Raw genomic sequence first — 26,815 nt, forward strand, 5'->3', positions numbered from 1 at the left:
GGATCACACGACTGTCAGGCCGAGGACTGGAGCGTGCGGGAGATGCCGAGGCCGGCGGTGCGCAGAGCGCCGGTGAAGCGGCCGAGGTTCATGCGGCACGTCGGCGCGGTGATCGACAGTGCGCCGGCGAGGGTGGTGGGGGTGCTGAAGACGGGGACGGAGACGCTCATGTAGCCGAGCCGGGTCTCCTCGACCTCCAGGGCGTAGCGGTCCGTTCGTACCTTCTCCAGTTGGGCGCGCAGCAGCCCCGGCTGGACCAGGGTCTTCCGGGTGAGCGGCCGGAGCTCGTTCCGTACGACCTCCTGGAAGAGGGACGCGGGGGAGAACGCCAGGATCACCTTGCCCGTGGCGGTGCAGTACAGGGGCAGGCGGCCGGCGACGCGCGACTGCTTGTTGAGGCCGCGATGCACGATGAGCTTCTCGACGTACAGCACCTCCAGGCCGTCCTGGATGGCGAAGTGGATGGTCTCCTGCGTGGCGATCAGCAGGTCCTCCATGTAGGGGAGGGCGGCCTCCCGGAGGGTCCGCTGCCGTGGCACGCGCTGGCCGATCTCGAACAGTCGCAGGCCGAGGCGGTAGCGGGTGCCCGAACGCTCCAGGACGCCCCAGGCGAGGAGCTCCTGCGCGAGACGGTGCACGCTGGCCTTCGCCACCCCGGACCGGCGGACGAGCTCGGCCAGCGACAGGGCGTCGTCCTCGGCGGTGAAGGCCTCGAGGATCAGGCGCGCCTTGCCGAGGACGGAGTTCATCGCGTCGGCGTCGGCGGCGTTCTGGGGGTCCATCTGGGCGGCCACGTCGGTGCGGGCGAACGGAACCACTGTCATCGCGCGAACCTCACGATCAGATCGGCCACCTCGGAGGGGTGAAGTTCCATCAAAGGAACCATGCCGCCCTCGACCACCGCAACGGTCGGGTCGGTAAAACGTGACGACAGCGACTTCAGCTCGGGGAAGCTGAACGGGTCCGCCGAGGCCCCGATGCACAGCACGGGGCAGCGGACGAGGCCGATGCGGTCCTCCATCCGGTACGTGCTGACCGCCTCGTGGCCCTTCTCCATGTCCGGGCCGACGACCAGCGCGTCCCGGACCAGCCGGGTGAACAGGTCGGGCCGGTCCGGGGGATAGAACGCCTGCCGGCGTCGCCACAGCTCGGTGAGGTGCCCGCCGTCCGGGTCGACCTCGACATGGTCGATCGGCGACCGGTGCCGCCGCATCTCGCGGGCGGCGGCGTCGACGTACGGCGTGGACGACAGCACCAGGCGCTCGACGCGCTCCGGCGCGCGCGCCGCCACCTCGATCGCGACGACGCCGCCGGTGTGGTGCCCGACCAGGGCCGTACGGTCGAGGCCGAGGGCGTCGAGGAACGCCACCACGGCGGCGGCGTAGTTCTCGATGCGGTGCTCGGCGACCGGTGCCGACGCGCCGAAGCCGATCGTGTCCATGGCGATCGCGCGGTGCGTACGGCCGAGCAGCGGCAGCACCTCGCGGTACTCGTCCCACGATCGGGGCGTCTGGTGCAGGAGCACGACGGGTGAGCCGGAGCCGCATTCGGCGTAGTGGAGCTGTCCGAACGGGGTGTCGGCGTAGCCTTTCCGGAGGCTCATGCGGCGTCGCCCTGTCGCACCTCCGCGAGGAAGGCGAGGCTCATCGGGTTGTAGCGGTCGGCCTGCTCGTGCTGGGGCCAGTGCCCGCACTCGTTGAAGATCTCCAAGCGGGCGCCCGGGATCGCGTCGGCGATCGCCTGGGCCTCGGGCACGTCGCCGAACGGGTTCTTGTTCCCCCAGACGACGAGCGTGGGGGCCTTGATCCGGGCCATCCGGTCCGGGCGCAGCAGGTTGCGTTCGCGGATCTCCACCTCCTGCAGGGCCAGCAGGTTCGGCAGGTTCTTCTGGAACTCCGGCCGGTGGTAGATGGCGTAGCGCGTCTCGGCGAGCTCGTCGCCGAACTCCTCGTCCCATTCGGCCCACAGCAGCCGCAGCCGGCTGCGGGTGAGCTCGATGTCGTTCTCGAGCGAGGCGGCGGTCGTGGACTTCTTGAGGCGCTCCATCACCTGCGGGTTGACCCTGGTCCCGCCCATGCACAGCAGCTGCAGCGACGCGACCCGCTCCGGGTGCTCGCTCGCCATCCACGACGACACCCAGCCGCCGAGCGACTCGCCGACCAGGTGCGCGCGCTCGGCGCCGACGGCGTCCAGGTAGGCGATCAGGTGGTCGACGTACGCGGGGATCTCCTGCGGGACGTCCGGCTTGCCGGTGTACCCGTGGCCGAGCATGTCGATCGCGTGGCAGCGGTAGAGGTGGGCGTGCGCGGGGATGTTGCGGACGAACGCCTCCAGATGGCCGCTGGTGCCGTGCAGGAAGACGACGTGCTCGCCGTCCTCGGGGCCGGCCTGCAGGGCGCGGGTGGTGATGCCGCCCGCGTCGACGTAGGTGTGCCGGTAGTCGAGGCCGGCCAGTGCGTTCCAGATGCTCATCGCGAGACCTTTCCGTGGGGGGCGGGGTCGATGACGGCGACTCCCATGCCGGTGAGCCATTCGGGGATGACCTCGTACGCGAGGCGGCGTCCGGGTGCGTGGCCGAGCGCGGCGGCCATGACCAGCCAGGTGCGCACCTCCTGGGCGCCGTTGCCGGCGACCTCTTCGAGGCGTTCGGTGGTGTAGGCGGTGATCCGGTGCAGTTCGCCCTTCTCGACCATGGTCAGGAGCTCGTCGTCGAACTCCGGGTTGATCGCCGCCTGGGCGGCCCTGATGATCTGGCGGCGGCGGGCGTCGTAGTCCTGCCAGTTGTGCCGTCCGTCGAGCCACGCCCGGACCATGAACTCCTCGTCCTCGCCGTCCGGGCTGCGCCAGTCGGGCCAGGGGAGCCGGTGCGACAGGCCGCCGGAGCCGATGACGGCGACGCGGCGGTCCCCGGGGAACGCCGCGATGGCGTCCCGGATCGCACCGCCGAGGGCGTCGCAGCGGGCCAGGGCGGGCAGCGGAGGCGCGAAGACGTTCACGACGATCGGGACGATCTCCACGTCCAGCCCGTCGAGCAGGTACTGGATGGCGTGCGACTGGCCGTGGTCGATCTGCAGCCGGGCCGAGAACGCGACGTCGAAGCGGCCGCCGTCGACGAGCGTGCCCGCGATGTGCCGGGCCAGGTCCTCGTCGACCGGCTGCGGGCCCTTCGGCGTGCCCGACTCGCCGCTCGCGACGCACTCGCCGACCCCGATCGTGAAGCTCGGGATCAGGTCGAGCCAGAACCCGCGGAAGTGGTTCGAGCCCACGATGACGACGGTGTCCGGCCGCGCGGCGGCGAGCTCGTCGCGCGCGGCGTACAGGGCGTCGCGGAAGCGGCCGGCCTCGTCCTTGTGGACCGTCTCCTCCCAGTGGGTGTTCATCAGCGTGCTGTGCGACGCGCCGACTCCCAGCACGATGTCGGTCATAGCCCCACCTCCGAGCGGGAACGGGTGATCGTGTCCACCGCCGTGCGGATGAGGTGCCTCGTGAGACGCTCCATCTCCCGGACGTCGACGGTGTTCATGCCCATGGCGAAGTCGATCTCGAAGGGCGCGTCGGTGACCTTCGGCATGCCGATCCGTACGGTCGGGATGCCGCGGTTCCGCAGGATGTTGGCGTCGGTCGCGCCGCTGTTGCCGCGGATCACCTCGTGCTCGCGACCCTCCAGGGCCTCCCAGGCGGCGATCGCGCTGCGGGACACCCACATCTCCGGGTCGGAGGCGGTGCCGGGGATGGCGAGCACCATCTCCGCGGTCACCTCGGTCCCGGGAAGGTCGGCGCGGATCTTCTCCAGCGCGGCGGTGAACTCCCGCTTCGCCTCCATCGGGGTCGTACGGGGGCTGAGCCGCAGGTCGACCAGCAGCCGGCAGGCGGCGGGGGTGACCGACGCCATGCGCGGCCAGCCGCCCTCGACCGCGGCCACGATGCCCTGCGGGGCGACCGTGCCGTCGGTGTGCCGCTCGCTGTACTCGGCGAACCAGCGTTCGAGCCGCGCGGCGACCTCGCCGGCGCGGGCGATCGCGTTGTCGTACGGCAGCCGGTGCCGCGACCCGACGTACGTGTGGATGCCGCGGACCGTCACCTCGAACCAGGTCAGCCCGACCTCCTCCCAGGAGACCGTCCAGCCGGGCTTGGCGATCACCGCGAAGTCGGTCCAGTGCCCCTGTTCGAGCAGGAAGGAGCAGCCGGCGCCCTGGCCGGTGTTGCGGCGGGTACCGCCCGGCAGCGCGTTCGTGGGCATGCCGCCCGCGCCGAACGCCACCAGCAGGTCCCCGGCCAGCGGGAGCCCGGCCTGGTGGATCGCCTCGGCGGCCATCAGCACGCAGGCGGCGTGCCCCTTCGGGTTCGAGGCGCCGAGCCCCGTCACGAGGTCGCCGTGGACCCGGGCGGCGGGCCGCATGTCCGGGCGCAGTTCCGGGCCGATCCACGGCACGTCCTCGCGTTCGTCGCCGGTCGTCAGCGTGTCGATCGGCGCGTACAGCATCAGGTCGGGGCCGGTGCCGTCGCCGCGCAGCCGCCCCCAGGCGTTGGCCTGCCGGTCGTCGAGCGGCTGCGCCGCCGCGGTGATCCCGACGCCGGACAGGACGCCCGCGATGTGCTCCGCGAGCGGCCCCTCGTCGCCGGTCGGGCTCGGCACGTCGACGAGGCCGACGATCAGTTCGCGCAGCCGGTCGGCGCTGACGTGCCGCCACGCCGCCTCGACCTGCGCCCGGCGCCGCTCGTCCAGGCCTTCAAGTCCGGTGCCCTGGGTCACTGGTTGATCCGGTGGACCTGGGTGTTGCTCGTACGGGCGATCCAGCGCCAGAGCGCGGGGGCGGCGGCGGCCAGGCCGGCGCCGATGATCAAGGTCAGCAGGGTACGTCGCACGAATACTCCTCGTGGGTCACTTGGCGCCGAGCTCGGCCCGCTTCTTGGCGGTTTCCTCTTCGGCGAGGGTCCGCCAGGCGGTCAGCGAGACGTCGGGGCGGTACAGCTTCTCCGGCGGCGCGTCCGTCACGTCGACCATCCAGGCGTCCTGGCCGGAGAACTGGCCGTGGAAGAGCCAGCGGATGGCGCCCAGGTACTTGGCGTAGAAGCCGAGGGTCTTCCAGCCCTCGGTGAAGTTGACCATCACGCCGACGTACTGGTGGTTGTCCGCGTCGACCGGGACGTAGAACTCGTAGTGGATGAAGTTCGGGTACGCGATGCGCAGCACGCCCGGCATGGACAGCGAGGCGAAGCCGGGGAACCCGCGCGACTCGATCACCGGGTCGACCTTCTTCGGCTTGCCGGTGTTGCCGAGGTTGAAGGTCTCCTTCGGCGGCTGGATCTTCCACCAGCGCTTGCTCGTCCACCGGCCCACGCCGGGGAAGTCGGCCTCCCAGTGCACCTCGTCCTGCACCCGGAAGATCCAGCGGCCCTCGGGCACGATCCTGGTGATGTTCCAGGTGGGCATCGCCTTGAACAGCCGCCACAGCGACGTCCGGTGCAGGTACTTCGCGTGCCCCTCGTCGAAGCCGTTCTCGCACGCGAACCGCCAGTTCCCGGCCCGCGGCTCGATCCGGCCGCCCATCATGAAGGCGTTCTCGACGAGCTCCTCGGGCAGCTGCGAGTCGATCGGGTGCGGTTCCTCGTCGCCGAGCGGGACGTACACCCACACCATGCCGAGGCGTTCGGCGGTCGGGTAGGTCCGCACCCCGAGCTTGCCGCGGATACGGGAATCGGGGCCGTCGGTGATGACCGCGCACAGCTGGCCGTCGCCGAGGCGGAACGTCCACCCGTGGTACGGGCAGCTGAGCGTTCCGGGGAACTGCTGGTCGCCGAGGGAGAGCGGGACGCCGCGGTGCGGGCAGCGGTCGTGCAGCGCGTACACCTGCCCGGAGTCGCGGACCAGCGCGATCTTCTCGCCGCAGAGGGTGACGGCGGTCGGCTTGCCGGTCACGTGGCTGGACCAGGTGACCGGGTACCAGTACCCGCGGAAGCCGGCGGCGGCCGCGTCGTACTCAGGCCAGGACGACCAGTCCTGCCGCCCGGGCCGGTCCGACCGTCGAGGCCGGCGTTCCGGCCGGCGGGCGCCCCCGTCCTCCCGGGCTGGCGCGTCGGGTTCGGTCATCTCGTCGTCCTCCGCATTTCCTTTGTGAGGGGATGCGGAGATGATCGGCCGCCGCCGTGGACTTGCCTACGGAAACGTCTCGCTGAGCAGACCACGCGGCTTGGGCGTCGTCGCACGTGACAGTCGTGTGACGTTCCGGTGAGTGGACCTCCGGTCATGCGACGAGGGCATCGGCGACCTTACGGTTCGACGAACTTCGGCCAACGCCGCAACCACGCCGGGGTTCCCGGCCTACTGCCATCGAGGTGCTCTTTGAAAGCACGGCACATCCCCTGGCGCGCCGCCGCCGCCGTCATCGCACTGATCACGACCATCTCCGCCTGCGGCGCCGGCACGACCGACTCCGCGGGCGCCGGTGGAAACGCCGCCGGGCCGAAGGTCCGCCTCGCGGTCGGCATCGACCCGTCGTACGCGCCCATCTTCCTCGCCCAGGAGAAAGGGCTGTTCGCCAAGCACGGGGTCAACGTCGACGTCGTGCAGTTCGGCAAGGGCGGCGACGCCGTCGACGCAATCGCCTCCGGCCAGGTGCAGCTGGCGGGCAGCTCGGACACGACGGCGATCGGCACCCTCCAGGCGAACCCCGACCTTCGGGCGCTCCTCGTCTACGAGCACTCCGGGAAGTACCTGAAGGTCGTCGAACGCAAGAACATCGGCGACCCGTCGCAGATCAAGAAGATGGCGGTCGTCCCCGGCCTGTCCGAACTCGCCGCGACGCGCTTCCTTCAGTCCAAGAAGATCGACCCCAAGAAGGTCACGTTCGTCACCGCGGACCCGCCGGAGATCCCGGCGCTGCTGCAGAAGGGCGGCATCGACGCGTACGTCCTGTGGGAGCCGTGGCCGACCAAGGGCGCGCAGCTCGGCGGGAAGATCGTCCAGACGACGGGGGACTACGGCCTGTCCTACGTGCAGTGGCTCATCAGCGGAAACAAGTGGCTGAGCGCCAACCAGAGCACGGCCGCCAAGGTCGCCGCGGCGATCGACGAGGCCGCCAAGCTGACCGAGAGCGATCCGCAGGCCGCGGCGCAGGCGACGCAGAAGGCCGCGAAGGTCCCGACCGCGCAGACCGTCGCCGCGATCAATGAGATCGACTTCGGGGTCCGGGACATCACCGCCGCCGACCTGAAGGGGTACGAGGCGACCGCCGACTTCTTCCTCCAAACCGGCAAGGTCAAGGCGAAGCCGGACGTGAACGCCGCCGTACTCCAGAACTGGTTCTCCCAGCACCAGGGGAAGTGAGGACGCGTTGACCACCGAGATCGACCAAGAGGCCGCCCGCGGCGCGGCCACGCGCATCGAGGGCGTGAGTATCAGCTTCGGCTCCTACCACGCCGTCGATGACATCTCCCTCGAGGTCGCCGCCGGCGAGTTCCTGTGCCTGCTCGGCCCGAGCGGGTGCGGCAAGTCGACGCTGCTGTCCGCGCTGGCCGGGTTCACTCCGGCCACGACCGGCACCGTCTCCGTGGACGGAGGGCCCGTCACCGGGCCGTCGCCGGAACGCGGCATGGTCTTCCAGAGCAGCGAAGCGCTCTTCGACTGGCTCACCGTGCGGCAGAACGTCGCGTTCGGCCCCCGCATGCGCGGCATGTCCCGAGCAGAGCAGGCCGCCCTGGCCGACGAGTACCTCGGGCTCGTCGGCCTCCGCAAGTTCGCCGGCAAGTTCCCGGGCCAGCTGTCGGGCGGCATGCGGCAGCGGGTGCAGATCGCCCGGGTCCTGGCGAACCGGCCGCGCATCGTGCTCATGGACGAGCCGTTCGGCGCGCTGGACGCCCAGACCCGGCAGGTCATGCAGCAGGAGATGGACCGCATCTGGAGGGAGTCCGGGTGCACCGTCGTGTTCGTCACCCACGACATCGACGAGGCGATCATCCTCGCCGACCGCATCGCGGTCATGACGGCGGGCCCGGCGGCCACGATCAAGAACATCTACGACGTGGGGCTGCCCCGGCCCCGCGACGAGACGTCACCGGAGGCGATCGCGCTGCACCAGAAGCTGCGGCAGGACATCGGCCAGGAGGTCCGCGCGGCCCTGCGCGAGCAGGGGCTCGCCACCGGAGAGGAGGACCGATGACCACCGTCGACGCCGTCAAGCGGACGGACACCGCCCCCCGGACCCGGCGCTCATCCGTGGCGTCCGGCCGGCTCCGTACCGTCGGCATGTACCTGATCTCCATCGCCATCGGCATCGGGGTCTGGCAACTCGTCGCGATGCGGTACGGCTCCGCGCTCGTCGCCTCGCCGGCGCAGACCGTCAAGGCGGCCAAGGAGCTCGCGTCCGACGGCACGCTGCTGAACTCCGTCATCGCCTCCAGTCGCCGCATCCTCATCGGCTGGGGTCTCGGACTGGTCGTCGGCGTGCCCGTGGGCCTGCTCATGGGCCGCCTCACGGTGATCCGGCAGCTGCTCGACCCGTACATCGAGTTCTTCCGGTTCATCCCGCCGGTCGCCTTCGTCACCCTGGCGGTGGTGTGGCTCGGCATCGGCGAGTCGTCGAAGGTCGTGCTGATCTTCTACACGTCCGTCTTCATCGTCACGCTGAACACCATCGCCGGCGTGCTGTCGGTCAACGAGTCCAAGCTCCGCGCGGCCACCAGCCTGGGCGCGAGCCGCTGGCAGGTCATGCGGAGCGTCGTGCTGCCCGCCACGGTGCCGCACATCGTCACCGGCGCCCGCCTGGCCATGGGCAACAGCTTCCTGACCATCGTCTCGGCCGAGATCGTGGCGGCGCAGGTCGGCCTCGGCGCGCTGATCTGGACGTCGCGGAACTACGGTCGTATCGACTGGGTGTTCGTCGGCATCATCACGCTCGGCATCCTCGGGTTCGTCTTCGACCGGGTGCTGCGTATCGTCTCCTCCCGTGTTCTCCGCCGATATGGAGTGAAACTGTGACCGAAGAGAGCTCGCGCGCGCTCATCGTCGAGCGGTTCGGGTCGCCGCCACGGATCGTGGAGCGGCCCGTGCCAGTACGGTCGCCGGGCGAGACGCTCGTCCGGGTGCACGCCGCGGCCGTCGGCCACCTCGACCTGAACATCGTCGACGGCCGGTTCGGCGTTCTTCCCGAGCCGCCGTTCGTTCCCGGCACCAACGCGTGCGGCACGGTCGTCGAATCGGACGTCCACCCGGAGGGCTCCCTGGTGCTCCTGCGGGGCTCGGGCCTGGGGCTGCGCCGGGACGGCTGCTGGGCCGAGCACGTGGTCGTGCCCGACAAGGCCGCCGCCGCCACGCTGGACGGGGCGGACCCCGCCGTCGCCTGCTCCTTCTTCTCCGCCGCGGGTGCCGCCTGGGCGGCCGTGCACGACGTCGCCGCGATCGGCGAAGGACAGCGCGTCGTGGTGACCGGCGCGGCGGGCGCCGTCGGCTCCGTGGCGGTGCAGCTGGCCGTACGGGCGGGCGCGGAAGTGATCGGCGTCGTCGGCCGCCCGGCCAAGCTGGCCCACGTCCCCGCGGGAGCCAAGGCGATCCTCGCCGCCGACCTTTCGGAAGAGGCCCTGGGCGGCGCGGTCGACGCTCTCGTCGACACCGTCGGCGGGCCGGTGCTGGCCGCCGCGCTCCCGCTCGTACGGCCGGGCGGCCGGGCCGCTCTGGTCGGCTACTCGGCGGGGCGGGAGTTCACCGTCGACCTGGCGGACTTCCTGCTCGCCGACGTCGCGGTGCTTCCGGTCAACCTGATGTCCCGCGCCGGGGGCCTCGCCGAGGTGGGGGAGCGCCTCCTGGCCGAGATCACCGCCGGGGACCTGACCCTGAACGTCGAGCGGTACGGCCTCGACCGGATCGACGAGGCCGTCGAACGGCTGCGCACCGGCGCGGCGGTCGGCAAGGTCGCCCTGACGATGGACTGACCCGGCTCGACCTTCGTGGTGACGGCGCCGCCGAGCGGGCGGCGCCGTCACCACGTTTGGACGAGTTAGTTCCGGTCCGGCGACGAGAACGTGCCGTGCATCCAGCGGGCCGAGGACTGCGCGCTCTCGTAGGGGTCGGTGATGTCGGGGCGGTCCACCTCGACGATCAGCCAGCCGTCGAAGGCGCTGGGCAGGTTGCCCAGGATGCCGGTCAGGTCGAGCTCGCCGCGGCCGGGCTCGGCCCACAGCCCGGCGAGGACGGTCTGCTGGTATCCCCAGCCCTTCTCACGGCCCTCGGCGGCGACGCTGAGCCGGCAGTCCTTCACGTGCACGAACGGGATCCGCTCGGCGTAGTCCTTGATGAGCGCTCCGACGTCGGCGCCCGCCCAGGCCAGGTGGCCCGTGTCGGGGAGGAAACCGAGCCGGGACGCCGGCAGGGCCTCGAGCACCGCCCGCGCCTCTTCATCGGTCTCGATCCACGTGCCGACGTGCGGGTGCAGCGACGGCCGTACGCCCTCGGCGAGCATGGCGTCGCAGATCCGCTCGATCAGCTTCGTCACCGCCTCGACCCGGGACTCGTCCGCGTCGTGGGCCTGCGCCGGATGCAGGACGCGCGGCGCCTCCTTGCCCATGGCGAGACCCAGGCCGATCTCGGTCATGCCCAGCTGCGCGTGCTGCCGCGCGAGCGCGGCAGCACTGGCGACGACGTCGTCCTCCTTGCCGTCCCTGCCGTCGGAGCGGCAGACGGCGTAGCCGGGCGCCAGCGTCAGGCCGGCCTCGTCCAGCAGCGCCTGGTACCGCTCCACGGTCAGGTCCGCGGGCACCTCGGCCATGACGGCGTCGAATCCGGCCTGTTTGATCAGTGACAGCCGCTCCGCCGGCGCAGGGGCGAGGGACGGGTCAAGCCATCCGTCAGCGCTGGCCATCCACTGGATCGGGTTGAGCGCGATCCGCGCGCTGGTCGAGCCGTCGGACATGTCGATTCCTTTCTCAGGGGATTTCTCTAGGGCCGGGACGCGAGCTCGCCGGCGAAGTGGCAGGCGGCACGCTGTCCGGTGGCAGTGGTGGTGAGCTGCGGTTCGACCTCGGCGCAGATCGTCCGATCGGCGTGCACCAGCGGCCCGATCGGGCATCTGGTGCGGAACCGGCAGCCGGACGGCGGGTTCGCCGGGCTCGGCAGGTCACCCGGCAGGACGATGCGCTCCCGCGACCGCGCCGAGACCGTCGGAACGGGCGACGACGACAGCAGGGCGGCGGTGTACGGGTGCTGCGGAGCGCCGTACACCGCGGCGGCGTCGCCGTACTCGACGATCCGGCCGAGGTACATGACGGCGACGGTGTCGCTGAGGTGACGCACGACCGACAGGTCGTGCGCGATGAACAGGTATCCGAGCCCCAGCTCGTCCTGCAGCCTCCCGAGCAGATTGATGATCTGCGCCTGGATCGACATGTCCAGCGCGGAGACCGGTTCGTCGAGAATGAGCGTGCGCGGCCGGCGGGCCAGAGCGCGGGCGATGCCGATCCGCTGGCGCTGGCCGCCCGAGAACGCGTGCGGGTAGCGGTCGAGGTGCTCCGCGCGCAGCCCGACCTGCGCCATCAGGTCGCGCGCCGCCGCCTCGCGGTCCCGCCCGCCCACGCCCGTGAGCGCGAGCGCCTCGGCCAGCGACTGCCGGATGGTGCGGCGCGGGTTCAGCGACGCGTACGGATCCTGGAACAGGTACTGCACCGACGTTCGGACCCGCGCCAGATTTTGCTCTCGCCTTTCACTGACGTCGGTGCCGTCGACGAGGATCGATCCGCCCGCGATCGGGGTGATTCCGACGATGCTGCGGGAGAGGGTCGACTTGCCGCAGCCGCTCTCGCCGACGAGCCCGAGCGTACGGCCCGCCTGCACGGACAGACTCACCCCGTCGACCGCGTACACGGAGGACTCGCGACGGAGCAGCCCGCGCCGCCGGCCGACGTCGACCTTCAGGTCGCGGACCTCGAGCACGACGGTATCCGCCGTCGAGGCGGCGGTCGCCGGGCCGTCCGGCACCGGCACCTGCGTGGGATCGGGAAGGTCGCGGATGGGCGTCTCGGCGTCTCGATGGGCGACGACGCAGGCGACCTCCTGCCCGGAGTCGCCGATCGGGAGCATCGCCGGCGGTTCCTGCTCGCAGGCGTCCTCGGCGAACCGGCACCGGGGCGCGAAGGGGCAGCCGGCGGGCAGTGCGGCAGGATCCGGCGGCGCGCCGGGGATCGCGGGCAGCGGCCGGCCGAGCCGGTCGTCGTCGAGACGGGGCATGGCCGCCAGCAGCGCGGCGGTGTAGGGGTGCCGTGGATGCTCGAAGACCTGCTCGACGGTGCCCTTCTCCACCGTGCGGCCGCCGTACATCACGACGACCTTCGTGCAGAGTTCGGCCACGACCCCCATGTCATGGGTGATGATCGCGATGGCGATGCCGAGTTCGCTGCTCAGCCGGGCGAGCAGGCGGAGGATCTGCGCCTGGATGGTGACGTCGAGCGCGGTGGTCGGCTCGTCCGCGATCAGCAGGGTGGGGTCGTTGGCCAGGGCGATCGCGATGACGACGCGCTGGCGCATGCCCCCGGAGAACTGGTGCGGATACTGGTCGATCTTCGCCCGGACGTCGGGGATGCCGACCTGCTCGAGGAGCCGTATCGCGCGCTCGCGCGCGGCCTTCCGGCCGACCCCGTGCACGGTCATGGCTTCGACGATCTGGTCGCCGACCGTCATGACGGGGTTGAGCGCGGCCTGCGGGTCCTGGAAGACCATCGCCACCTTGCTGCCGCGACGGCGCCTCATCTCCTTTTCGGGGAGCGTGAGCAGATCCTCCCCGTCGAGCCGCACCGAGCCCGCGACGACCTCGCCCGGCGGGCGCAGCATGCGCATGATCGAACGCACCGTCACCGACTTGCCGGATCCGGACTCGCCGACGATTCCCACGACCTCGCCCGGACGGATGTCGAAGGTGACGTCGTTGACGGCCTTGACGCCGCCGTCCTTCAACCGGAACTCGGTGCGCAGGCCCTCGACGCGGAGCAGCGGCGCGTCCTCGGCCGTCGGCGACGCAGGCCGTCCGGCCGCGGCGGGACGAGTAGGAGAGGTCACTGGGGGTTCACCACCGTGAAGTCGGCCGTCAGCGGGGGTCATCGCCGGTTCACCGCCTCGTTGAGCGCGTCCGATACCAGGCCGAAACCGACCGCGAGCAGCAGGATGAGCAGGGCCGGGCCGACGATGTACGTGGACGATTGCGTAATGAATCGCAGACCGTTGTTGAGCAGGACGCCGAGGGAGGGTGTCGGCGGCTGCACGCCGAGACCGACGATGCTCAGCCCGGCCTCGATGTAGACGCCGACGACCATCCAGACGGCGCCGTTGACGACGATCGCGTCCATCGCGTTCGGGAGGACGTGCCGCAGCAGCAACTGCCGCCGTGACACGCCCAGCACGCGAGCGGCGAGGACGTACTCCCGGTTCTGCTGGCTCAGCCACGCGCTCCTGGCGAGGCGTCCGGTGCTGGGCAGGCCGGTGATCAGGATCGTGAGGAACAGCGCCGGCCAGCCGGGCCGGAGCACGGCGACGAGGCAGATCCCCAGGATCAGGCCCGGGAAGCCGAGGATCACGTCGAGCACGCGCTGCACGGCCGCGCCCAGCCGTTCGGAGATCGCGCCGCTCAGCCCGAGCAGGGTTCCGATCACCATGCAGAGGGGCACCGCGGTGAGGATCAGGCTCAGGTCGATGCGGAGCCCGTAGATGCTGCGGACGAAGATGTCCCGCCCGTACTCGTCGACGCCGAAGATGTGGTCGGCCGACATCCCGGTCAGCGAGGCCCGTCCCTGCCGGTCGTAGCCACCGGGGAACAGCACGGGCGCGAGCAGGGCGGCGAGCCCCAGGAGCAGGAGGATCGCCAGCCCGGTCATGCCCTTCGGCGTGCGGAACGCCGACAGGTAACGGGCCAGGGTGGGGTTCAGTCGCCGGCGCGCCTCCGGTACGGCCACGGCCGCGGATGCCGGCTGAACGTCTGCCATGCCTAGTCTCCCAACTTGATCCGCGGGTCCAGCGCAGCCAGGACGATCTCGGTGAGGATCTGGCAGATCACCGCGACGAAGACGACACCGAGGATCAGCACCTGCAGCACGGTGAAGTCGCGCGTCTGCACGCTGGACACGACGAGCTGGCCGAGGCCGTTGCGGTTGAAGATCGCCTCGATGACGACCGCTCCGGCGAGCAGGTTCCCGATCTGGAGGCCCACGGCGACGACCGCGGTGCCGACGCTGTTCCGCAGCACGTGCCGGATGGTGACCCGCGAGGCGGACGCTCCCTTACTCCTCGCGAGATCGACGTACTCCTCGTTCCCGGCCGCGCGCATCTCCGTCTGCAGGAGACGGGCGACGGCCGCGGCCGGTCCCAGCGCCAGGGCGAACGCCGGCAGCGTGAGGTACTGGATGCCGATCGCCGGATCGTGCAGGAAGCCGACCTCGCCGCTGACCGGCAGCCAGCGGTTCAGCACGCCGAACACGAGGATCAGCAGCACGCCGATGAGGAACGACGGCACGGCGATGAACAGGCTGCCGGCCAGGTCGAGGGTCGCCCGCGCCCAGTTGCGTCCGGTCGACCCGGCCAGCACGCCCAGGACGGTTCCGATCAGGATGACCAGCAGCGTCGACAGGACGGCGAGTTCGACGGTGCTCTCGAGGCGGTCGCCGATGACGCTCGCGACGCTCCGGTGCAGGAGGTAGGACTCGCCGAGGTCCCCTCGGAACAATCCGCTGATCCAGTCCCAGTACTGGACCAGGAGCGGCCGATCCAGCCCCAGCTGCCGCTGGATCGCGGCGACGTTGGCCGCGGTGGGATTCTCGCCGGCGAGGGTGACGGCGACGTTCCCCGGCGCCAGGCGAGGCAGCGCGAAGGCGACGACCGAGCCGGCGAACAGTACGAACACCACTGACGGGACCTTGCGGGTCAGGAACCGGATCATCGTCTGCCTACCGTCGCTCGCTCTCTCGTCCGGTCATTTGGACAGCCACGCCCGGCTGATGTCGAGGAAGCCCATCTGCGTCGGGGTGATGCCGTTCACGGCGACCGTGCGCACCGTGAGGGTGGGCCGGATGATCAGCGGAACCGCGAACGCCTGCTCGTTGAAGTAGGCGTCGTAGTCCTTCAGGGCCTTCTGCTTGTCGGTGTCGGTGGTGGCCTTCGTGACCGCGTCGACGAGGCGGCCGTACTCCGGGTCCTGGAAGTGCGAGAGGTTGCCCTTCGGCAGGAGCTCCGGCCGGTTCAGCACGGCGCTCGCCGGGGACAGGCCGTTGCTGGCCAGCATCAGGAAGGCGGGCGCGCCCATGTCCTGCTTCGCGACTCGCGCGTCGTAGTCGGCCACGGCGAGGACCACCGGCCGGGGGTTCAGCCCGACAGCCGCCAGGTTGTTCTTGACGATCTGGAAGATGCCGGTGGCCTCGGGCGTGTTGAGCGTGACCATGTCGAACGAGGCGTTCTTCACGCCCGCCTGCGCCAGCAGCTGCTTGGCCTTGTCCGGCTGGTAGGTGTACTGCTTGGCCTGCGCGGCGTCATAGCCGACGGTGGACGGCTTCCAGCGCAGGCTGGTCGCCGTGGCCTGGCCGCCCTCGACCTGCTGCACGATGCGGTCGCGGTCGATCGCGTACTGGACCGCCTGCCGTACGGCCTTGTTGTTGAACGGCGGCTTGGTCACGTCGAACGCGAGCGGGATCGCCGAGCCGCCGGACGTCACGAGGGCATAGCCCGGCTGCTTGCTCAGGCTCCTCGAGTCCAGCGCCGCCATGCCGGTGCCGTACTGGACACGCCCGCTGCGGACCGCCGCGGTCATCGCGGTCGGGTCCTTGATGACGTCGAGCTCGATGGCGTTCAGATGGGTGTTCTTGGCGTCGCGGTAGTTCGCGTACTTCTCGAGCAGGATCTTGCCGCCCGGGGTCCACGACTTCCACGTGAAGCGCCCGGTGCCGTCGACGTTCCGGCCCGCCGCGTAGTCGCCGTAGGTGTCCTTGTTCAGGATCGGCATCGTCTCGAACAGGTCGAAGATGTTCGGCAGCGGCTGCTTGAACGTGAGCGCCAGCTCGGAGTCGCCCTTCTTCTCCACGTGGGAGATCTGCTCGGCGATCGACTGGTTCGCCGCCCCGGTCTTCGGGTCCTGGACCTTCTGGATCGTGAAGATGACGTCGTCGGCGGTCAGCTTGCGGCCGCTGTGGAAGGTCACGTCGTCGCGGAGCTTGATGTCCATGCTCTTGGCGTCTTTGCCCAGCGTCCACGAGGAGGCCAGGACGCCTTTGGGCTGTCCCGTGCGCGTGTCGATCATGGTCAGCGTCTCCAGGACCGCGTACTCCGCGAGGATGTTGCCGACCGAGGTCTTGAGGAACGAGCCCGGGTCGGCGTCGCTCGACTGCCCGACCACGAGGGTGCCGCCGTCGCGCACCGGGCCGCCGCCGGTCGTGGAGTTTCCGATGGCGCCCTGCTGGGCGGCACTACACGCGGCGGACGCGAGAACGGTCGCGCCGGCGACGCCTGCCGCGAACCGGAGCCGCCAGGCTGACGTGGTCAGTGACATCGATACTCCTCAGGACGTTCTGGAGGATGACGGTGAAGTGGTGAAGGGAGGGGTGGTCAACGTGGCGGCTGTGCTCGGCGAGGAGGGTGAGGAGCGTCGTACGGCCTCGGTGGCCGGCCGTCCGGTGTTCGCGCGCTCGTGTCCTTGTGCTTCAGGTTCGTCGCCTACCGGCCGGGCGTATCCCGTTCCGGTCCGCTGAGCGGAACATCGGTCGTGGGTGCGTCCGGCGGGCGGTGTCTCCCTCCGGAGGTTCGGCGTTGTTATGTAGCTGGTGAGCATGGTTCGAGTCACAGACAGCCGCAAGCCGCCGGATTTAGTTTTTTCCACGACATAAACGGTGCGATACTCCGGGCCCCGCCTCGCCATTCCGGCCGATCTCCGGACGCCCTCCCGGCGGTTCACTGACCGGAACGGCGCGCCGTGCCGACCGATACCCGCAGGGTAGGGTCCACGGCCATGCCTCTCGCGTATGGGTTCGTCGACTACGGCGGGCCGGACGTCCAGCGATTCCTCGACATCTCCGTGCCCGAGCCGGAGGCCGGGGAGGTGCTCGTCGCGGTCGAGGCCGCCGGCGTCAATCCGGTGGACTGGAAGGTCCGCGCCGGTATGCAGCGCGCCTTCCTGCCCCTGCGGCTGCCCGCGGTCCTCGGGCGTGAGGTCGCCGGCACCGTGGTACGGACCGGGCCCGGGATCTCCGGGCTCGCCGCCGGTGACCGGGTGTTCGGCAGCACGGTCGGGGGGAGCGGCGGGTACGCCGAGTTCGCGCTCGTGCCGGCGGAGCGGGCGGCGCGCCTGCCGGACGGGGTCTCCGTCACCGACGCGGCGGCGCTGCCGATCGCGGCGGGGACCGCCCACGACGGCCTCGCCGACCTTCGCCTGGCCGCAGGAGAGACGCTGCTGATCCTGGGCGTCGGCGGCGGGGTCGGCACGGTCGCGGCCCAGCTGGCGGTGATGAGCGGGGTCGCCGTCGTAGGCACCGCGAGCGAGGCGAAGCGCGCGTTCGCCGAGTCCCTCGGCGCCGCGCCGGTCGCCTACGACCGCGGCGACGTCGCGGGCCGCCTGAAGGATCTGCTTCCGGCGGGAGCCGACGCCGTTCTCGATCTCGTCGGCGGCGACGCGCTCCACGGCGTCGCCGGCGTCATCACCGCCCGGACCCGCGTGCTCACCGTGGCCGACGAGGAGACGCGCGGGCATTTCGGCGCGCACCCGCTGACGCGCGTGGGTGACACGGCGACGCTGTCGGCCCTGGCCGAGCTCGTGGCCGCCGGCAGGCTCAAGCCGTACGTCCACCGGGTGTTCCCCTTCGCCGAGGCGGGCGACGCGCTCGCGCTCGTGGAGTCCGGCCACGCGTCCGGCAAGGTCGTGATCGATACGACCGGAGGGGTCACCGACGGACGCCGGTGACCCGCCCGGCGGGATCGGTCACTCCTCGAAACGACCGGCCGGACGCTCGCACGTGCTCTCCATCCGGGTGCCCTGCCCGGGCCCGTCGATCGCGGACAGCACCTCGAGCACGTGGAAGGCGAACGCCGCGTTCGCGCGGTGCGGGCCGCCCTCGATCGCGTCGGCCAGGTCCCGGACGCCCAGACCGCGGCGCGCCTGTTCCTTGGTGCCGACGGCGCCGAACAGCTCCACCACCGGCGGGAAAACGGACCAGTCCGCGTCGCCGTGCCGCTTCACCCGGACGTCGCCGTCGAAGTGGTGCGGAGCGGGGAGCGAGAGCGTCCCGGCGGTGCCGTAGATCTCCATCTCGGGCAGGTCGGTGTCCCAGACGTCGAAGCTCATCAGCGTCGTGCCGACGACCCCGGAGTCGAAGCCGAGGACGGCCGAGGCGTGGGTCGCCACCTCGACGTCGATGAGGTCCACGGCCCGGTCCGGCGCGGTCACCGTACGCGTCGGGGCGCCGATGCGGGCGGCTCCCGCCACGGACCGTACCGGGCCGAGCAGGTTCACCAGGGCGGCGATGTAGTACGGCCCCATGTCCAGCACCGGGCCGCCGCCGGCCTGGAAGAGGAAGCGCGGGTCCGGATGCCAGGTCTCGGCCCTGCTGTGCCGGATGAACGCCGAGACGCCGACGGGCTCGCCGATCAGCCCGTCGTCGAGCGCCTTCCGCGCGGTCTGGCACGCGCTGCCGAGGAAGGTGTCCGGAGCGGAGCCGAGGAGGCGCCCACTGGCGTCGGCCGCCGCCAGGACCTTCCTCGCGTCGGCGACAGTGGTCGCGATCGGCTTCTCGACGTAGACGTGGTGGCCGGAGTCGAGCGCCCGGATGATCGTGGTCGCGTGGTACGCCGGCGGGGTCAGGTTCACCACGATGTCGACCGAGTCGTCGGCGTAGAGGTCGTCGTCGTTCCCCCACGCCGGGATGCCGTGCCGTCCGGCGGCCTGCTCGGCCCTGGCGGCGTCGACGTCGGCGACGCGGACGATCTCGAGCTCGGGGTAGCGGGCCATGCCGGTGACATAGCGGTCGAAGATGTTGCCGCACCCGAGGATTCCGATGCGGTGGTGCTGGGGCGGTGTCGCCACGTGTCTCCCCTTCCTTGGTGATATGGAGTGCCGTCGGCCGATTCAGGCGACGATGAGCGGGCGCAGGGTGCGGTGCGCGATCGAGAGGCCCTGTTCAACGCGAGTCACGTCGCCGCCCCAGACGGGGTCCTCGTGCTCGACCGAAAGCGTCCCGGTGAAGCCGTGTTCGTAGAGCGCGTCGACCACCGCGTCCCAGTCGACCTGGCCGCGGCCGGGCACCCGATACCGCCACCAGCCGACGTCCCAGGGGTTCGGCCGGTCCACCGCCTTGCCGAAGAACCCGTACCGGTTCACCGCGGCGGGATCGAGCTGGATGTCCTTGGCCTGGGCGTGCACGATGCGCTCGGCGTACGGCGCGATCGTCGTGACCGGGTCGATGCCGATCCAGACGAGATGCGACGGGTCCCAGTTGAGGTAGAGCCCGAGCGAGAACATCCACTCCCACAGCTCCGGCGAGTACGCGAGGTTGCCGGGGTACCCGTCGGGGTGCCACCCCTCCATCACGCAGTTCTCGATGATGATCTTGACGCCGCGCTCGCCCGCGTAGTCGACGAGCTCCCGGAAGATCGGCTCGGCCTCGGCGAGGTTCTCCCGCACGGGCTTGGTCCAGTCGCGGCCGACGAACGTCCCGACGTACGGCACGCCGAGCGCGGCGGCGGCGTCGATCGTACGGGTGAGGTGGGTCCGGATCTCCGCGCGCCGTACGGGGTCCGGGTGCAGGTTGTTCTCGTAGTAGGCGAGCGCGGACAGGGTGAGATCGTGGTCGGCGAAGCACTTGTGGGTGCGTTCGACGTCCGCGGGGCCGAAGTTCGCCACCGGGAGGTGCGCGGCCTCGAAGTCACGTCCGCCGGTGTCCGGCCAGCACGCCACTTCCAGGGCCTCATATCCGGCACCGGCGGCCCAGGCGGCGATCTCCTCGAGGGTCAGCTGGGGGAGGCAGGCGGTCAGCATGCCCAGTTTCATGCGCTCATCTCCTTCGTGTCCGTTACGGCTGACGATTCCACCGAGATCCACGTGAGGTCCGCGTCGGCGCGCAGCACCGCGTCGACCAGCCGCGCGGAGCGGACGCCGTCCGCGACGGTCGGGAGCCCTTCGGGCCGCCGGCCGGCCATGGCCGCGTAGGCGTCGTCGACGAACGCGCGGAAGCAGTCGGCGTAGCCCTGCGCGTGCCCCGCCGGCAGGGTGGCCAGACGGCGCTGCTCGGCCGATCCCTGGTTCGGATCCCGTACGACGAGCCGGGCGCCCCCGGCGTCGCCGAGCCACACCGACTCCGCGTTCTCCTGGTCGAAGACGGCGCTGCCGTCCTCGCCGTCGAGCTCGAACCAGAGCCGGTTCTTGCGGCCGGCGGAGACCTGCGACACCGTGAGCGACCCCAGGACCCCGTCCGCGGTCCGCAGCAGGATCGTTGCGACGTCCTCGGTCGTGACGGGCCGCAGACCGGCCGTTCCGTTCGCCTCGCCGCGCGCACCGAAGGTCGCGCCGCTGCCCGCGGGGCGTTCGGGTCTGGTGATGCCGAGCCGTGCCGTCACCTCGTGGAACCGCACGCCGGCCACCCACTCGACGAGGTCGCACCAGTGCGAGCCGATGTCGGCGAAGGCGCGTGACGGCCCGCCGCTCACGGCGTCGACGCGCCAGTTCGCGGTGGCGGTGTCCAGCATCCAGTCCTGTAGGTAGCTGCCGTGCAGGAGCTGCCAGGCGCCGAACTCTCCGTTCAACCGGCGCGCCCGGATCTCACGGACCAGCGGGTGATAGCGGTACACGAACGGCACGGCCAGCGTCCGGTCCGTCTCCGCGGCGACCGAGGCGAGCCACTGCGCGTCGGCGAGCGACGTCGCGATCGGCTTCTCGCAGATGACGTGCTTGCCGGCCCGCATCGCGGCCGCCGCCTGGTCGGCGTGCAAGGAGTTCGGCGTGCAGACGTGCACCACGTCGACGGCGTCGTCGGCGAGTACGGCGTCGAGGTCCGGGTAGCTCACGGGAACGTCCCATTCGCCGGCCAGCGCGGCGGAGCGGCTCGGGGTGGAGCCGACGACGCCGCGCACGGTGGCGCCGACGCTGCGGACGGCGGCCGCATGGACCGAACCGATCATGCCGGCGCCGATGATGACCGCTTGAATGCGCGGGTGCGCCACGTTCAGACCTCCAGGCGGGAGACTTTTCGGGTTTTATGAGCATGATTGAGTGCATTGACAGCCACAAGATGCCGTCTTTAGTTTGATCGCATGCAAAAAGGGGTGAACGTCGCCGCCGATGAGGTCCCGGGGTCTGTGGCGATCGCGCTGCACAAGGTGCTCTGCATGATCGCCTCCGGCGAGGCGACGAGCCGTGCGTCGATCGCGCGCCTCACCGGTCTCGCCCGGTCGACCGTCAGCCAGCAGGTGGACACCCTGATCGACCTCGGGCTCGTCGAGGAGACCGAGTCGAACCAGTCGGTACGCGGCCGGCCGCCCCGGGCGCTGGCCATCAGCCCGCGCGCCGGCATGATCGCGGTGGCGGACGTGGACGTAGCGGCGACCCAGCTCGCGATCGCCGACCTCAGCGGCACCGTCATCGCCCGCGAGATCGTCAATCTGTCCGTCGAAGGCGGCCCGGAGGAGCTGCTGGCCGCCGTGACGGCGCGGTTGCGCTCGATGCTCACCGAGCACGGCCACGATTCGGTCCCGGTGCGCCACGTCGTCGCCGGGCTTCCGGCGCCGGTCGACTTCCACCGTGGCTGCGCGGTACGCCCGCCGATCATGCCCGGGTGGGACGGCTACCCCGTCGGGGACCACCTGCGCGAGCAGTTCGGCGCCCCGGTCACGGTCGACAACGACGTGAACCTGATGGCCCTGGGGGAGGCGACCCAGGAGATGGCCGACACGCCGCTCCTGGTCATCAAGGTCGCCTCGGGCATCGGAGCCGGCATCGTGACGGCGGACGGCTCGGTGCACCGCGGCGCCGACGGCGCGGCCGGCGACATCGGGCACATCCGCGCCTCCACGCGAAGCGACGTCGTCTGCCGATGCGGCAAGACCGGCTGCCTGGAGGCCGTGGCGAGCTACCGCGCGGTGCTCACCGACCTCGGCATCGACTCCTCCTCGGTCGACGACCGGTTGCACGCCTCGCGCGAGCTGGCCCGCCTCGTGGCGGACAGCGACACCCGGGCACTGCACCGCATCCGCCAGGCGGCCGCGAACATCGGCGAGGTCGTGGCGATGCTCGTTCACACGATCAACCCGCGCGTGCTGGTGCTGGGCGGCCCACTGACCGAGCTCCAGGACGAGATCCTGTCCGGGGTCCGCGCCGCGGTGTACGAACAGGCGCTGCCGCTGGCGACGCGCAAGCTCATCATCACGTCGAGCCAGCTCGGCAGCGACGCGGGGATCGTCGGCGCGATCGCACTGGCGTCCCGGGAGATCTTCAGCCGGTCAGGCGTCGCGCGGCTCCTCACCGAGGCGTGACGCCGGCGGGAGCGGCGGGCGGGGCGTTCACGCCGGCGGGGGCGCCACACGGGCGTTCATGACGGCGGGGCGACACATAGGCGTTCACGCCCGCGGGGGCGGCACACGGGCGTTCATGACGGCGGGGCCACGACGGCGTGTCCGCGGCAGCAGACGGTGCCGTCGTCGAGCCGCTCCTCCAGGTCGAGTGTGACCTCGCCGGTCGCGTCGTCGACCGCACGTACGGTGCCGGTGACGACGAGACGGTCGCCGGGACGGGCGGGCGCGCGGTTCTGCCACCCGAGCGCGCGGACGGCGGCGGGGTCGCCGTCGGCGAAGGCGGTCGCGGCCCGGTGGAGGAGGCAGCCGTGCAGCTGCGCCATCACGACGGGGCCGTCAAGCCCCTCGGTACGCGCGAACTCCGCGTCGTAATGGATGCGGTGCGCGTTCCGGGTGACCGCGCCGAACCTCAGCAACCGGATCGCGTCGGGCGCCGCCCGTACAGGCGCGATCTCCGCACCGGGCACCGGCGGGACGGGCGTGGTCGCCGTACCGAGTGTCGACGGGACGAGGGTGGTCTCCGCACCGGGCGCCGGCCGTACGGGCGTGGTCTCCGCGCCTGGTGCCGGCGGGATGGGCGTGGTCTCCGTGCCGGGCGCCGTCGGCCGATCCGGCTCGCGGCCGTCCTGCGCTGGAATCTGGTGGTCTGTCAACGGACGATGAACCTCTCCGTGACCTCGGCGAGAACGCCGCGCTCGGCCGTGCCGTAGGTCTTCTCGACGGTCAGCAGCAGGAAACCGGTGCCGCGTCCCTTCCGTTCGACCGCCGTCAGCGTGCGCCGTACCTCGATCCGGTCGCCGGGCTGTACGTCGGCGATCCAGCGCACGTCCTGGCCACCGGCCATCAGAGCGACGTCCAGCCCGTCGGTGCCCGGGACCTCGTCGCGGTACATCCCGTCCGGGCGGAACTCCTCGTCGTCGGCGCCCGGCGCGCCACGCAGCAGGCTGACGACGTACATCGGGTGCACGACGAAGCCGGCGTCGTCCGGGTCGATCAGGCGCGGCGAGGTCTCGCCGGCGGCCCGCGCGAACTCCGCGGCCTCGGCCGCGCGCACGACCCCGAGCGATCGGCGCTCGACCCGGCCGATGAGGGCGCGAGCGCGCTGTTCGGCGAGGTCGACGGCGGCGGCCACGGCTTCCAAGCGATACCTCCCGGATGGTTTCCTGAGGCGCACGCTACGGACGGTATCCGCCGGCGGTAAGGTCCGCGGACCGCTCAGCGGACCGACGGGCTTCGGCGCGCGGCCGTCGCGGCGCGAGGATCCCGCCATGGACATCCAGCCGGCTCCCGAGGGGGCGTTCGCCGACGCCGACGGCGTGAAGTACCACTACCTGCGCATGGGCTCGGGCAGCCCGGCGATCTTCCTGCACGGCGGTGGACCGGGCTGCACGGCCTGGTCGGACTTCGGCCCCGTCGCCCCGATGTTCGCCCGCGACCGCGACTGCTACCTGGTCGACATCCTCCAGTACGGCCGGTCGGAGAAGTGCGTCATCACCGGGCCGATGTGGGACTTCCACGCCGCGAAGACCGTCGCGCTCATGGACGAGCTCGACATCGCCAGGGCCGACTTCGTCTGCAACTCCTGGGGCGGCACGATCGCGCTCAACCTGGCGGCGAAGTACCCCGAGCGGGTGCGCTCGCTGGTCGTGACCGGCAGCATGCCGACCTTCTACGGCCCGCTCGCGCCGCTCCCGGAGGGCGCCCGCCGCGGCCGCAACGCCCGCGACGCCTACTACGGCGGCACCGGCCCGTCGTGGGAGAAGATGCGCGACCTCATGGCGCGGCTGGAGTGGTACGACCCCGAGGCCATCCCGGACGGGACCGTCACGCTGCGCCACCAGCAGAGCCTCGACCCGGAGGAGATGGCGCTCGCCGCGGCGTCGGACAACCCGCGCGGCGACTGGCAGGACCTCACCGGCGAGCTGGGACGGATCACGGCTCCCGTGCTGTTCGCCTGGGGGATGTACGACGCGTTCCTCACGCCCGACTATCCGCTGATGCTCGCCCGCATGGTGCCGCGCGGCCACCTGTACGTCATGGACCACGCCTCCCACCACCTGCAGGAGGAGCGGCCGTACGACTTCTACTCCGTCGTCACCGGCTTCCTGAACCAGGACCACGACGGCTGACGCCCGAATCGAAGAACTCGCGCAGCGTCCGCGTGGACTCCTCGGTGAGGTCGGACGCCGCGAGTTCGGCCCGGGAGATCCACCGGTGGGCCTCGTGCTCGGCCGAGAGGGTGATCGGGCCGCCGTCGTACGGGAGCGCGAAGGTGTACTGCCGCGCCCGGCGGCCCGAGCCGGACACGTAGTCGAACGACGCGACGAAGCCGGGGTCGAGACGCGGCAACGCAGGCAGGCCGATCTCCTCGGCGAGCTCGCGGGCGAGCGCGCCGAGGAGGTCCTCGCCGTCCTCGACGCCCCCGGAGGGGAGTTCCTCGATGCCCGGCAGGAAGTCGTCCGCGGCGGACCGGCGGAGGATGAGCACGCGGTCGCCGTCGTGGACGACGGCGCCGACCACGAGCTTTCCGACGCCGTCGTGCCGTGCGTCCTCCACCAGCCGCTGAAGATCGATCACCAGGCGAGCGTATCGGTCCTCAGCCGATGAGCTCCGCGCGGAGACGCGTCTTGAGGATCTTGCCGGCGGGGTTGCGCGGCAGCTCGTCGTCGCGGAACCAGAGGTGGGCCGGCACCTTGAAGGCCGCGATCCGCTCGCCGAGGAACGCCCGCAGCTCCTCCGGCGTGACGGTCATCCCGGCCTGGAGACGGACGACGGCGCCGACCTCCTCGCCGAGCACCTCGTGCGGCACCCCGATGACGGCGGCGTCGGCGACCGCCGGGTGCTCGTAGATCGCCGCCTCGACCTCGGCGCAGTAGACGTTCTCCCCGCCGCGGATCAGCATGTCCTTGGCCCGGTCGACGATGTAGATGAAGCCCTCCGCGTCGACGCGGGCCAGGTCGCCGGTGTGGAACCAGCCGTCGTGGAACGCCTGGGCGGTGTCCTCCGGCCGGTTCCAGTAGCCCTTGATGACGTTCGGGCCCTTGACCAGCAGCTCGCCGACCTCGCCGGTGGGCAGTTCCTCGCCCGCCGGGTCGACGACCTTGACGTCCACCACCGGCACCGGCGGCCCGACGCTGTCCGGATGGGTCAGGTAGTTGATCCCGCTATTGTAGGCCGTCACCGCCGACGTCTCGGTGAGGCCGTACCCGTTGTTCGGGACCCGGTCCGGCAGGAGCTCCCTGATCTTCTCGACGAGCGCGGGCGGCGCGGGCGCGCCACCGTACGAGACGGTCGCGAGGCTGGAGGTGTCGTACTTGTCGAACTCCGGCGACGTGAGGACCTCCCACGCCATCGTCGGCACGCCGCCGAACCCCGTGACCCGCTCGCGCTCGATGAGCTGCAGCGCGCGCTCGGCGTTCCACTTGTACATGAGCACGACGGTGCCGCCGAGGATCGCGCTGGCCACGAGGATCGCGTGGCAGCCGGTCGCGTGGAACAGCGGCACGTTCAGCAGGGTGACGCGCCGCTGCGGCGCGGACACCTCCTCGAGCGAGCGGCCCGCCCGCAGGCCGGCGGCCATCATCGCGTACCCGAGGCAGAAGGTGTTCCCCGTGATGTTGCGCTGGGTGCCGAGCGCGCCCTTCGGCCGGCCCGTCGTCCCGGACGTGTAGAAGATGGTCGCGTCGTCCTCGGGCTCGATCTCCGCCTCGGGGAGCGTCACGTCGGCGGTGACCTCGCCGAGCACCGTCTCGTACGCGTCCGTGCCGGGCGGCGGCGCGCCCTCGGCCCGTACGACGATCGTGGGGATGCCGAGCCCGGGCAGCACGTCGGCGAGCCGGCCGGCGCGCTCCGCGTCGGCGATCAGCACCGTCGCACCGCTGTCGCGCAGGCCGTACTCCAACTCCGACGCCGTCCACCAGGCGTTGAGCGGGACGACGACGGCGCCGACGGCCGCGGCGCCGAAGAAGGCGACGGACCATTCGGGGAAGTTGCGCATGGCGATCGCGACCCGGTCGCCCTTGCGCACGCCGTACCGCTCGACGAGCCGGCGCGCGAACGTCGCGGCGTGCCGGAAGTGCTCTTCGAAGGTCAGGCGTTCGTCCTCGTAGACGATGAACGGCGCCTCGCCGTGGAACCGGGTGATCTCCAGGACGGACCGCAGCGACGGGGGAGAGTGTTTCCAGACGCGGGTCCGCACGCCGCGGATCTCGGTCTCGTCCATCTCGAACAGCTGCCCCGGCGCGGTCAGCTCGGCCTTGACGTCGTCCAGACTCTTCATCGGCACCTCCGCCCCCGGAGCCTACG

General features: G+C 71.2%; 25 protein-coding genes. 7 read left to right on the plus strand and 18 right to left on the minus strand.

Annotation, left to right across the window (positions count from 1 at the left end; translation table 11 throughout):
• Positions 1-14: 14 nt before the first annotated feature.
• The 6 genes from ABEA24_RS20715 to ABEA24_RS20740 form a co-directional block, all read right to left on the minus strand.
• Positions 15-824 carry an IclR family transcriptional regulator gene (locus ABEA24_RS20715; protein ID WP_345432593.1) on the minus strand — a complete coding sequence of 270 codons (810 nt, stop codon included), beginning with the start codon at positions 822-824 and terminating at the stop codon, positions 15-17.
• Positions 821-1,603 carry an alpha/beta fold hydrolase gene (locus ABEA24_RS20720; protein WP_345432594.1) on the minus strand — a complete coding sequence of 261 codons (783 nt, stop codon included), beginning with the start codon at positions 1,601-1,603 and terminating at the stop codon, positions 821-823. The genes ABEA24_RS20715 and ABEA24_RS20720 overlap by 4 nt, the downstream gene beginning before the upstream one ends.
• Positions 1,600-2,472 carry an alpha/beta fold hydrolase gene (locus ABEA24_RS20725; RefSeq protein ID WP_345432595.1) on the minus strand — a complete coding sequence of 291 codons (873 nt, stop codon included), beginning with the start codon at positions 2,470-2,472 and terminating at the stop codon, positions 1,600-1,602. The genes ABEA24_RS20720 and ABEA24_RS20725 overlap by 4 nt, the downstream gene beginning before the upstream one ends.
• On the minus strand, positions 2,469-3,425 hold the full coding sequence (locus tag ABEA24_RS20730; RefSeq protein WP_345432596.1) for a DODA-type extradiol aromatic ring-opening family dioxygenase: 957 nt from the start codon (positions 3,423-3,425) through the stop codon (positions 2,469-2,471). The genes ABEA24_RS20725 and ABEA24_RS20730 overlap by 4 nt, the downstream gene beginning before the upstream one ends.
• Positions 3,422-4,753, minus strand: a complete 1,332-nt coding sequence (locus tag ABEA24_RS20735; RefSeq protein ID WP_345432597.1) for a M20 family metallopeptidase — start codon at positions 4,751-4,753, stop codon at positions 3,422-3,424. Before ABEA24_RS20735 ends, ABEA24_RS20730 begins: the two co-directional genes overlap by 4 nt.
• Before the next feature lie 129 nt (positions 4,754-4,882).
• The gene (locus ABEA24_RS20740; RefSeq protein WP_345432598.1) at positions 4,883-6,091 is read right to left on the minus strand and encodes an aromatic ring-hydroxylating oxygenase subunit alpha; all 1,209 of its coding nucleotides are present in this window, start codon (positions 6,089-6,091) and stop codon (positions 4,883-4,885) included.
• 252 nt (positions 6,092-6,343) lie between these two features.
• Here ABEA24_RS20740 and ABEA24_RS20745 point away from each other — a divergent pair, with 252 nt between their 5' ends.
• The 4 genes from ABEA24_RS20745 to ABEA24_RS20760 are packed head-to-tail and all read left to right on the plus strand — an operon-like array spanning position 6,344 to position 9,927.
• Entirely contained in the window at positions 6,344-7,327 is a 984-nt protein-coding gene (locus ABEA24_RS20745) for an ABC transporter substrate-binding protein (protein ID WP_345432599.1), read from the plus strand.
• A 7-nt stretch (positions 7,328-7,334) separates the two neighbouring features.
• On the plus strand, positions 7,335-8,159 hold the full coding sequence (locus ABEA24_RS20750) for an ABC transporter ATP-binding protein (RefSeq protein WP_345432600.1): 825 nt from the start codon (positions 7,335-7,337) through the stop codon (positions 8,157-8,159).
• Positions 8,156-8,977 (plus strand): ABC transporter permease, encoded by an 822-nt coding sequence (locus ABEA24_RS20755; RefSeq protein ID WP_345432601.1) that lies wholly within the window; start codon positions 8,156-8,158, stop codon positions 8,975-8,977. The genes ABEA24_RS20750 and ABEA24_RS20755 overlap by 4 nt, the downstream gene beginning before the upstream one ends.
• The gene (locus tag ABEA24_RS20760; protein ID WP_345432602.1) at positions 8,974-9,927 is read left to right on the plus strand and encodes a quinone oxidoreductase family protein; all 954 of its coding nucleotides are present in this window, start codon (positions 8,974-8,976) and stop codon (positions 9,925-9,927) included. The genes ABEA24_RS20755 and ABEA24_RS20760 overlap by 4 nt, the downstream gene beginning before the upstream one ends.
• A gap of 65 nt (positions 9,928-9,992) precedes the next feature.
• Here ABEA24_RS20760 and ABEA24_RS20765 read toward each other — a convergent pair whose 3' ends face one another.
• The 5 genes from ABEA24_RS20765 to ABEA24_RS20785 are packed head-to-tail and all read right to left on the minus strand — an operon-like array spanning position 9,993 to position 16,508.
• Positions 9,993-10,904, minus strand: a complete 912-nt coding sequence (locus ABEA24_RS20765) for a sugar phosphate isomerase/epimerase family protein (RefSeq protein WP_345432603.1) — start codon at positions 10,902-10,904, stop codon at positions 9,993-9,995.
• 26 nt (positions 10,905-10,930) lie between these two features.
• A complete protein-coding gene (locus ABEA24_RS20770; protein WP_345432604.1) occupies positions 10,931-13,039 on the minus strand; it encodes a dipeptide ABC transporter ATP-binding protein in 2,109 nt (702 codons plus the stop codon).
• A gap of 38 nt (positions 13,040-13,077) precedes the next feature.
• On the minus strand, positions 13,078-13,959 hold the full coding sequence (locus ABEA24_RS20775; RefSeq protein ID WP_345432605.1) for an ABC transporter permease: 882 nt from the start codon (positions 13,957-13,959) through the stop codon (positions 13,078-13,080).
• Positions 13,960-13,961: 2 nt separating this feature from the next.
• On the minus strand, positions 13,962-14,909 hold the full coding sequence (locus tag ABEA24_RS20780) for an ABC transporter permease (RefSeq protein ID WP_345432606.1): 948 nt from the start codon (positions 14,907-14,909) through the stop codon (positions 13,962-13,964).
• A gap of 33 nt (positions 14,910-14,942) precedes the next feature.
• Positions 14,943-16,508, minus strand: coding sequence for an ABC transporter substrate-binding protein (locus ABEA24_RS20785; RefSeq protein ID WP_345432607.1), 1,566 nt, complete (start codon positions 16,506-16,508; stop codon positions 14,943-14,945).
• Positions 16,509-16,964: 456 nt separating this feature from the next.
• On the opposite strand from ABEA24_RS20785, the gene ABEA24_RS20790 reads away from it, so the two are divergent.
• A complete protein-coding gene (locus ABEA24_RS20790) occupies positions 16,965-17,912 on the plus strand; it encodes an NADP-dependent oxidoreductase (RefSeq protein WP_345432608.1) in 948 nt (315 codons plus the stop codon).
• 18 nt (positions 17,913-17,930) lie between these two features.
• Here ABEA24_RS20790 and ABEA24_RS20795 read toward each other — a convergent pair whose 3' ends face one another.
• The 3 genes from ABEA24_RS20795 to ABEA24_RS20805 are packed head-to-tail and all read right to left on the minus strand — an operon-like array spanning position 17,931 to position 21,163.
• Positions 17,931-19,031: a Gfo/Idh/MocA family protein gene (locus ABEA24_RS20795; protein WP_345432609.1), complete on the minus strand. Its 1,101-nt coding sequence runs from the start codon at positions 19,029-19,031 to the stop codon at positions 17,931-17,933.
• 42 nt (positions 19,032-19,073) lie between these two features.
• Positions 19,074-19,994 (minus strand): sugar phosphate isomerase/epimerase family protein, encoded by a 921-nt coding sequence (locus ABEA24_RS20800; protein ID WP_345432610.1) that lies wholly within the window; start codon positions 19,992-19,994, stop codon positions 19,074-19,076.
• On the minus strand, positions 19,991-21,163 hold the full coding sequence (locus ABEA24_RS20805; protein WP_345432611.1) for a Gfo/Idh/MocA family protein: 1,173 nt from the start codon (positions 21,161-21,163) through the stop codon (positions 19,991-19,993). The genes ABEA24_RS20800 and ABEA24_RS20805 overlap by 4 nt, the downstream gene beginning before the upstream one ends.
• A gap of 90 nt (positions 21,164-21,253) precedes the next feature.
• Here ABEA24_RS20805 and ABEA24_RS20810 point away from each other — a divergent pair, with 90 nt between their 5' ends.
• Positions 21,254-22,471 (plus strand): ROK family transcriptional regulator, encoded by a 1,218-nt coding sequence (locus ABEA24_RS20810; RefSeq protein ID WP_345432612.1) that lies wholly within the window; start codon positions 21,254-21,256, stop codon positions 22,469-22,471.
• A 113-nt stretch (positions 22,472-22,584) separates the two neighbouring features.
• Here the strand turns inward: ABEA24_RS20810 and ABEA24_RS20815 are convergent, their stop codons facing one another.
• Both ABEA24_RS20815 and ABEA24_RS20820 read right to left on the minus strand, forming a co-directional pair.
• Complete coding sequence (locus ABEA24_RS20815; RefSeq protein ID WP_345432613.1) at positions 22,585-23,163, minus strand: hotdog family protein; 579 nt, start codon at positions 23,161-23,163, stop codon at positions 22,585-22,587.
• Positions 23,160-23,642: an FAS1-like dehydratase domain-containing protein gene (locus ABEA24_RS20820; RefSeq protein ID WP_345432779.1), complete on the minus strand. Its 483-nt coding sequence runs from the start codon at positions 23,640-23,642 to the stop codon at positions 23,160-23,162. The genes ABEA24_RS20815 and ABEA24_RS20820 overlap by 4 nt, the downstream gene beginning before the upstream one ends.
• Before the next feature lie 136 nt (positions 23,643-23,778).
• Between ABEA24_RS20820 and ABEA24_RS20825 the strand changes: the two genes are divergently transcribed.
• Positions 23,779-24,639: an alpha/beta fold hydrolase gene (locus ABEA24_RS20825; RefSeq protein WP_345432614.1), complete on the plus strand. Its 861-nt coding sequence runs from the start codon at positions 23,779-23,781 to the stop codon at positions 24,637-24,639.
• Here the strand turns inward: ABEA24_RS20825 and ABEA24_RS20830 are convergent.
• Both ABEA24_RS20830 and ABEA24_RS20835 read right to left on the minus strand, forming a co-directional pair.
• Complete coding sequence (locus ABEA24_RS20830; RefSeq protein WP_345432615.1) at positions 24,605-25,087, minus strand: NUDIX domain-containing protein; 483 nt, start codon at positions 25,085-25,087, stop codon at positions 24,605-24,607. The genes ABEA24_RS20825 and ABEA24_RS20830 overlap by 35 nt on opposite strands.
• A 19-nt stretch (positions 25,088-25,106) precedes the next feature.
• Positions 25,107-26,789, minus strand: a complete 1,683-nt coding sequence (locus tag ABEA24_RS20835; protein ID WP_345432616.1) for a class I adenylate-forming enzyme family protein — start codon at positions 26,787-26,789, stop codon at positions 25,107-25,109.
• Between the last annotated feature and the right edge of the window lie 26 nt (positions 26,790-26,815).

Origin of the sequence: Actinoallomurus vinaceus (assembly GCF_039542055.1) — a bacterium.
Taxonomy (GTDB): Bacteria; Actinomycetota; Actinomycetes; order Streptosporangiales; family Streptosporangiaceae; genus Actinoallomurus; species Actinoallomurus vinaceus.

Coding starts and splice junctions, on each gene's coding strand:
- ABEA24_RS20715 (WP_345432593.1), bottom strand. CDS start 824: ATGACAGTGGTTCCGTTCGCCCGCACCGACGTGGCCGCCCAGATGGAC.
- ABEA24_RS20720 (WP_345432594.1), bottom strand. CDS start 1,603: ATGAGCCTCCGGAAAGGCTACGCCGACACCCCGTTCGGACAGCTCCAC.
- ABEA24_RS20725 (WP_345432595.1), bottom strand. CDS start 2,472: ATGAGCATCTGGAACGCACTGGCCGGCCTCGACTACCGGCACACCTAC.
- ABEA24_RS20730 (WP_345432596.1), bottom strand. CDS start 3,425: ATGACCGACATCGTGCTGGGAGTCGGCGCGTCGCACAGCACGCTGATG.
- ABEA24_RS20740 (WP_345432598.1), bottom strand. CDS start 6,091: ATGACCGAACCCGACGCGCCAGCCCGGGAGGACGGGGGCGCCCGCCGG.
- ABEA24_RS20755 (WP_345432601.1), top strand. CDS start 8,156: ATGACCACCGTCGACGCCGTCAAGCGGACGGACACCGCCCCCCGGACC.
- ABEA24_RS20765 (WP_345432603.1), bottom strand. CDS start 10,904: ATGTCCGACGGCTCGACCAGCGCGCGGATCGCGCTCAACCCGATCCAG.
- ABEA24_RS20775 (WP_345432605.1), bottom strand. CDS start 13,959: ATGGCAGACGTTCAGCCGGCATCCGCGGCCGTGGCCGTACCGGAGGCG.
- ABEA24_RS20780 (WP_345432606.1), bottom strand. CDS start 14,909: ATGATCCGGTTCCTGACCCGCAAGGTCCCGTCAGTGGTGTTCGTACTG.
- ABEA24_RS20785 (WP_345432607.1), bottom strand. CDS start 16,508: ATGTCACTGACCACGTCAGCCTGGCGGCTCCGGTTCGCGGCAGGCGTC.
- ABEA24_RS20790 (WP_345432608.1), top strand. CDS start 16,965: ATGCCTCTCGCGTATGGGTTCGTCGACTACGGCGGGCCGGACGTCCAG.
- ABEA24_RS20800 (WP_345432610.1), bottom strand. CDS start 19,994: ATGAAACTGGGCATGCTGACCGCCTGCCTCCCCCAGCTGACCCTCGAG.
- ABEA24_RS20810 (WP_345432612.1), top strand. CDS start 21,254: ATGCAAAAAGGGGTGAACGTCGCCGCCGATGAGGTCCCGGGGTCTGTG.
- ABEA24_RS20825 (WP_345432614.1), top strand. CDS start 23,779: ATGGACATCCAGCCGGCTCCCGAGGGGGCGTTCGCCGACGCCGACGGC.
- ABEA24_RS20835 (WP_345432616.1), bottom strand. CDS start 26,789: ATGAAGAGTCTGGACGACGTCAAGGCCGAGCTGACCGCGCCGGGGCAG.